6 protein-coding genes are annotated in these 6761 nt (G+C 41.8%); all 6 read right to left on the bottom strand.

Annotated elements, in window-relative coordinates:
• Positions 1-134 precede the first annotated feature (134 nt).
• On the bottom strand, positions 135-1322 hold the full coding sequence (locus A3735_RS16685) for a glycosyltransferase family 4 protein (protein ID WP_068515645.1): 1188 nt from the start codon (positions 1320-1322) through the stop codon (positions 135-137).
• A 2-nt stretch (positions 1323-1324) separates the two neighbouring features.
• On the bottom strand, positions 1325-1954 hold the full coding sequence (locus A3735_RS16680; protein ID WP_068508504.1) for a polysaccharide deacetylase family protein: 630 nt from the start codon (positions 1952-1954) through the stop codon (positions 1325-1327).
• Between the two features lie 60 nt (positions 1955-2014).
• Positions 2015-3160 (bottom strand): glycosyltransferase, encoded by a 1146-nt coding sequence (locus A3735_RS16675; RefSeq protein WP_068515642.1) that lies wholly within the window; start codon positions 3158-3160, stop codon positions 2015-2017.
• Entirely contained in the window at positions 3157-4458 is a 1302-nt protein-coding gene (locus A3735_RS16670; protein WP_156498100.1) for a phenylacetate--CoA ligase family protein, read from the bottom strand. The genes A3735_RS16675 and A3735_RS16670 overlap by 4 nt, the downstream gene beginning before the upstream one ends.
• Before the next feature lie 63 nt (positions 4459-4521).
• Positions 4522-6054, bottom strand: coding sequence for an oligosaccharide flippase family protein (locus tag A3735_RS16665; RefSeq protein ID WP_082880616.1), 1533 nt, complete (start codon positions 6052-6054; stop codon positions 4522-4524).
• Positions 6055-6061: 7 nt separating this feature from the next.
• A partial coding sequence (locus tag A3735_RS16660) for an O-antigen ligase (protein WP_197485914.1) occupies positions 6062-6761 on the bottom strand: 700 nt, incomplete at its 5' end.

The raw sequence follows: 6761 nt of genomic DNA, 5'->3' as shown, positions 1-6761 counted from the left end.
GTATAAAAAGTTGGCACAGGTACCATCACTCAAGAATATTTTTAACAAACTTACCGGGGCGCCATCATCAGCAAATACCTTCTGTTTATAGCGCATATCCTGAAGAAACAATTTAAGCATCGAAACCTAAGACCTCACAATAACGTTAAAATTTTCTGAACATTATGTGTCCATTGCCTTTCATCACGAATATAAGACTCAGCCTGCTCGCCAACTCTTTCGATATTTTGAGTATCTTTTGATAGTTCAATGACCTTTTCAACCGCACTTTTTCTGTCATTTGGGGGGAATAGCCAACCAGTTCCCCCATCTTCAACGACTTCTGCAATCGGTTCGAATGACGGCGAAACCAAGGCAACCCCCATCGCCATCATCTCAAAAAGCTTCATTGGCGAACCGTATTCATTGGAATCAGGAAGGATGCCATAATCCATTGCAGCAATATAATCCCCAACTTTTTCATGTGGCACACGACCTGGCATAATCACTTGCCCCTGTAGACCATTATCCCTCACAACAGCCAAGATCTCTTCAAACACAACACCATCACCGACCAACAATAAAGCTAATTGAGGCTCAGCAGCTAAACGAGGTGCGATTTCTTTGACAAACCAATCAATGCCGTGCCAGTAAACAAAGGCCCCAACGTAGCCGCAAACCGCCTTGCCTTCGAGCCCTAGATCTTTTTTGACTTGAGTTCGATCTACCCCAGCTAAGGTAAATTGTTCAATATCCGCCGCATTTGGGCAAATAACACTGGGGGCAATCACTCCGTGTTCACGCTCAACAGTGTTTTTGAAATTAGTAGAGATGAACACTACCCCATCACATTTCTTAAACACCCATTTTTCTACTCTTCGAGCCAACCCCTTAAAAAACAAAGGCCGCACCCGCTCAACGATTGCAGCATCATTCACTTCAAGAATAACCGGAATACCAAGCCTTCTAGCTCTCAACACACCGCCAAACATGAATAGTGAATATCTCTCATATAACATGTCAGCATTTTGAGATTTAAGCTGTTTACCTACCCGCATATAAGCGATTAGGTTATAGGCAAGTTCTATCAATTCGAAAACAAACTCAGGCACATACTTAGTCATCTCCATTAGCTTATGGAGCATTCTAGACATCAAGGAAGGAGCCCTTTCTTGCTTTACACTATTTCCAGAGACCTGCTCTTCCTTATGTTCCGGGTCTGAGCCTGGAAGAGAAAGAAGTGTTACTTGGTGTTCCATCTTTCTAAATGCATTGACGATTCCCATAATATGGACACCTTCAGCACCATGCCCACGAGTTCTATGATGGTAAACTATGTTCATAATTAACTAATCACCTTAAACTGAATCCCTTGCTTCTCCCATAGAGGAAGCATTATCTCTAGCACCTGCACACACTTCTCAGCGTCGTCGTGAAATAAAAGAATTTCACCATTTACAACCGGTTTCTGCTTAAAGTTTTCAACAATCTGATCAGCACTCAGATTGGAATAATCTAATGAATCGTAGCTCCAATGCACTGGACGAAATTTGTTTTTCACTAACGAAAACAGCAAACCAAAACTCCAGCGCCCTTGCGGCGCCCGAAACAACCTGGAACCCGACTGTTCCAGCTTACTAATCCAAGCATCCGCATCATTTGCCTGTTTTAGCTGTTTACCTAGAGGCAAACGCCCAAAATCAATATGGTCATAAGAGTGGTTACCCACCACATGACCAGCTTCTACCAAGCTCTTCCCAATTTCGAAGTGTTGTTCTAGTTTTTTCCCAATTACAAAAAATGTCGCCTTAGCATTATGCTTTTCTAATAAGCTAAACAACTTATCGGTAACATTAGGCGTTGGACCATCATCAAAAGTCAGGTAAACAGAAGCCTCTCCTGACGCCCCCTTCAGCAATAAAACTGATGAGGGAAGCAGTTTAGCTACTAACGTCTTTAAAAGTTGCTTCAACACGTAAATATACTCTGTCCAATTTTTTTGGAATAATTACAAATCAATATTACATTACGGCTATTATGCATCCGAACTTCCTTGTACTGCTTTACATATAATTTGGTCAATTTCATTTACATTCTTTGGCCATGAAAACAGGTTTCCGTGAGCCTTAATAACTTCTCTATTCCAGCAAGCAGTATTCAGATCAAAGTCCACCATAGCTTTAGTTAAGGCCTCACAATCGCCTGCTTCGATTAAAATACCTGAAACTCCATCCTTAACCACTTCTGGAATGCCACCTACTCGAGTAGAAACTACCGGTACGCCACAATTTGCAGCCTCAAGCAGTACATTTGGAACTCCCTCATGATACGAAGGAAGTATTAACAAACCACTTTGGCGTATATACTTTGCTGTATCAGCATGCTTTAGGGCTCCTAACATAGAAACTTTGGCCTCTAAGCCATAAGCAGCGACTCTTTCAGCCAATACCGGGCTCATAGCGCCATCACCAATAAACTTTAATAGTTTACTCCCTCCACTTTTTACATAGCCATCATACGCATCTAGGAGGTCTAACACACCTTTATCTTTTTTAAGGTTTCCGACAAATAAGAAATAAGGATTTGACGCTATTTCCTCTGGATAAAACAACTTATTATCAACACCGTTGTATACTCTGGTTACCTTAGACTTCTCAACTCCCAAGCCACAAACCTTAAGCCGCAAAGCATCAGAGGGCGTAAAAATATGCGTAGCCCCTTTGCATACTTGTTGAATCTGTTTATTTCTATTCTTATCCTCTGTCAGCACATTGATATCACTGCCGTGCACCTTAATAAAATAAGGTAGCTTCAGCCTATATGAGAGCTTTTGCGCAACAAAACCATCAGGATGCGCCCAACTACCTAGCACTGCATCAAAATCTGAAAAGGAAATTAACTCCCTCGCGCCTTTTAAGACCGACCAAAACATAAAATGACCGAAATGCTGCTGAAATAGCTTCGGCGTATACCAATAGCAAATATACTTAACTGTGTATTTAGTGCTGGCAGAATAGGAACTAATCTGCGCTCTCTTGCGAAGATATTCTGGCCAAGCAATTGGGACGATAAGTGTAAGCTCATGCCGCTCTGCCAAGCGGTCAAACTGCTGCTTATTAAAAGTTGCGCGATTCGGTTCCCATGGCAGTGGGTATAAGTTCGTAACGATAAGAAGCTTCATGATAAATTACTGATAGTGACTCTCAGCTTACCACTTGATGTTAAGGCGATCTCAGGAACGAGTTCAATATTCACAAGCACTTCGCTACCAACATTTTCTTCAACTAAGTGTTTGACTCGTTTTAACTGATCAGAATCCTCCGAAAATAAAACCAAGAAAATATCAACACTATCCAAGGTATTTTGCACAACCTGAAACTGTTTGATACTGGTGAAATCCTTTAGCAAATGAGGAAAAAACTCGCCCGGAATAGTTCTCCCATCGGGCGTCTTAATCACGTCCAGCTTACGGCCATCAATAGATTGAAGCAGCGGGAAAGGCGAACCACACTGACAAGTGGTAGCAGAAGAAATCGTCGCACGATCCCCATTTCGATACCGAATAAGTGGAAAGCCGTAATTGTGCAAGTCGGTTACCACCACATCACCAGACACTCCGGCTTCAGAAATCACTTTATTTTGATCTCCCAACAGCTCTACAACAAGGTGATCAATATTTGTATGCAAACCATTCTTTTCTTTGCACTCCGAACCAATCAACATAAACTCCCGACAACCGTAAGTATTATATACTGGCGCTCGGAAAGCTCTTTCGATTTTTTCCCGCTGAAACTCATATAATGGTTCGGCGCCAGTCAAAATCGACTTAGGTGATTTAATGGTTATATCATTCTCGATAATATAATCTGCCAACGTTACCAAAGGGTTGACATAAGAAACTATTGCCTCAGCTTTGTAGGCGTTAATCTGCTCAACATAAGTTCCCAAGTTATATGCCGTCATTTCGAAAGAGTTTAATATCTTTCGATTATAGAAAGCGTGATAAAGCTTATCTTTAAGGGCTGACTTAGCACCAACAGGCGCAATGTTCGCTCCCCACAAATAAAGTGATTTAACACCAAGCCCGGCACCAAGGTTTCCATACCCTCTCCACATGACTCCTTGCCGGCGCTCATTACTTTCTTGATCCAATTCAAACCTGAACGGCACACCGGATGAACCTCCGGTAGCTTTCTTAATGTTCTTCCCTTTATGTGTAGCTGCTACAAAGCCTTCGTAGTTATCACGAATAACATCTTTATCAAGTACAGGTAATACCTCAAGGTCTTTGACACTCTCTACAGCGGCGGGGTCAAATCCAATCTGATCCCACTGCGACTGATAAAAAGCACAATTCTCATAAGTATGAACCAGCAAGGCTCGAAGCTTATCTAGTTGAATAGACTCCAGAGTAGATAGAGAACGATTTTGGTTTTCTTGGTACTCATGAACATAAGCAAGCGTCTTACGCTTAGCCATATGTGTTTCATAAAGCGGATATAATAATGTTCTAAACAACCAGCTATACATATCTCGTCCCTGTTATATCTTTAAGCGTACATTCACAAGCAGACAAATTATTGCCGACACTTTTGGCCCTAAACGCTCGCTCATCGTTTTTAGCATTTGGTAATCGCTGGCACTCAGTGCATTCAGCACGATCAGCAACAGCAGATACACTAACCCGAAGCAAATATAGCCAACGATAATTTCCACAACCCCCTCAAAAAAGCCGGATACATAGATCGAGAACTGTAAGGAAACAAATGCAGAAACAAGCACCCACAATAGTTTTCTGATATCCGGAACAATCCCCAGGAAGCGATAAGCGATCCCGAGAAGCACGACAACAAGAACAATTGCCACGATAATGTATGCAGTGATAGCACCCTGTAACCCCCACTGAGAAATGAGAGTCAAATTCACACTCAAAGACAGAATAAGCGCAAAAATACTCAGCTTAAGCATCAGCGACTGCTTATCAACACTGAGCAAATAAGCATTCACCGGCTCCTTAAAAGCATTCAGTGTTCCCACAACAATAAAGAACCCTAATATAATACCCGCCTGAGAAAAGGCATCACCATAGAGAAGCGCCACCACATGCTCGCCAAAATACAAGGTTGGTGCGGCCACCATTACCCCTAATGTGAACAAGTAACGCGATGATTCCTTGATACGCACGGCAGGATCCTGATTTACATCAGCCACCGAGCGAGCAATAACTGGTAGTAGAACCGAGCTATATACGCCGGGAACCAATAACAAGGCAGCACCAGAGATAGTCAGAGCAATCGTAAAGTACGAAATAGCCTCGTTACTTGCGTAATATTTTAACAATAAAACCTCGCACTGCCCAATAGCCAGACTGCCAATAATAGTATTGATAGATACAATTTTTAGATGATGTGATATACGTTTCCGTAAAGCCGTATCAAGCGTTATAGCTGGCTCCCCCCCCTTTTTTAGGCTCAAACGCTTCAAGTAAAAACCCGAAATAAACCAGTAACATACAGCAACGCCCGAAAACAGCATGTAGAAGTTTGCCAATTCAGGCATTAAGTATTTAACCACACAAACCAGTAGTAAGTTTATTGGCGCCACCAACAACACGGTATAAGCAAGGAAATCAAAACGCTCGAAGCCTTTAAACACCCCCACACGATACATATGCGCACTTTTAAAAATAATTGCCAATATCAGAAAAAACAGTAAATGCCTGTACTGCTCTTCGATCAATAAGTTTGGCACAAGAAGCACAAGCACAGTCAAGCCTCCTGTTACTAGAGCAGTCTTGAGCATTTGGATCTTATGGAAGTATTTAAATATTGCCGGTATCTTTTCTTCGCGCCCCTGAGCACGTGCTTCCGCTATAAATTTTATTGCACCAGTAGAAATACCTGCATTTGTCAGAATAATACTGATACCCGCCACTTTTACCAGATAGCTATAGACACCAAACTGCTCCGGTCCCAAACTGCGAGCGATCAGTATAGAGATGATCAAACCTAGCAAATATTCGAAGTAGATATTTATCGAAGAAAAGTAGGTGTTTTTTAACACGCTCTTAGGCAAAGTAACCTCACAATAAAAAACGGACCGTAAAATAGATCAAAACCAAGCTGGCTGAAAATACTAGAAAAACCTTGCCTGAATAGTCTTTAAAGCTGAGACGATAGTAACCCTTTTGATATCCAGTCGTACGATAAAAACCCGCAACAAACATCGCACAAAAAATATATAACATAGGTGTATAAGAACGGCTTAGGAAAAAAGCTGTCGCCAAGTAGCCAAGCATAGAATAAGTTAAGGTACGAGCAATGGACTGTTCAGTAGCACTTGCCTTCTCAAATAAGCTCCCCTTTATTTTCTTATTCCAGATAAGCAATAACATCAGAGCAGAAAATGTTAAGAACCCAACCCATAAATAGTAGCCACTCAAGCCCAGCTCAGAAAACACCAAAACAAAAGAATTATGAGCTGTCAGATAGTGATGATCTGTAAACTGCCCCATACCAACCCCCAAAACCGGCTTCCAGAAAAGCAACTGAAAACCTTCATACCAAGCTTCTAAGCGCCCTTCAGCAGAAGCTTCTTCGGAGTCTATTTCCCTAAACATACTCATTACAACCAAAGCAACAGGTGCTGCAAATGCCCCGGCAATCATGCTCTTCTTTAGGCCATAGCGATTAAAGAACCATAAACCGACTTGAGACATTGTTGCCAACAACGCTCCGCGCGAATTAGTTAAATATATGCCATACAATATAAAGCCAGCTGAA

The sequence above is a fragment of the Oleiphilus sp. HI0061 genome (assembly GCF_001635675.1).
The sequence above is the reverse complement of the archived record's forward strand: the minus strand, read 5'-3'. Positions and strand labels throughout refer to the sequence as shown.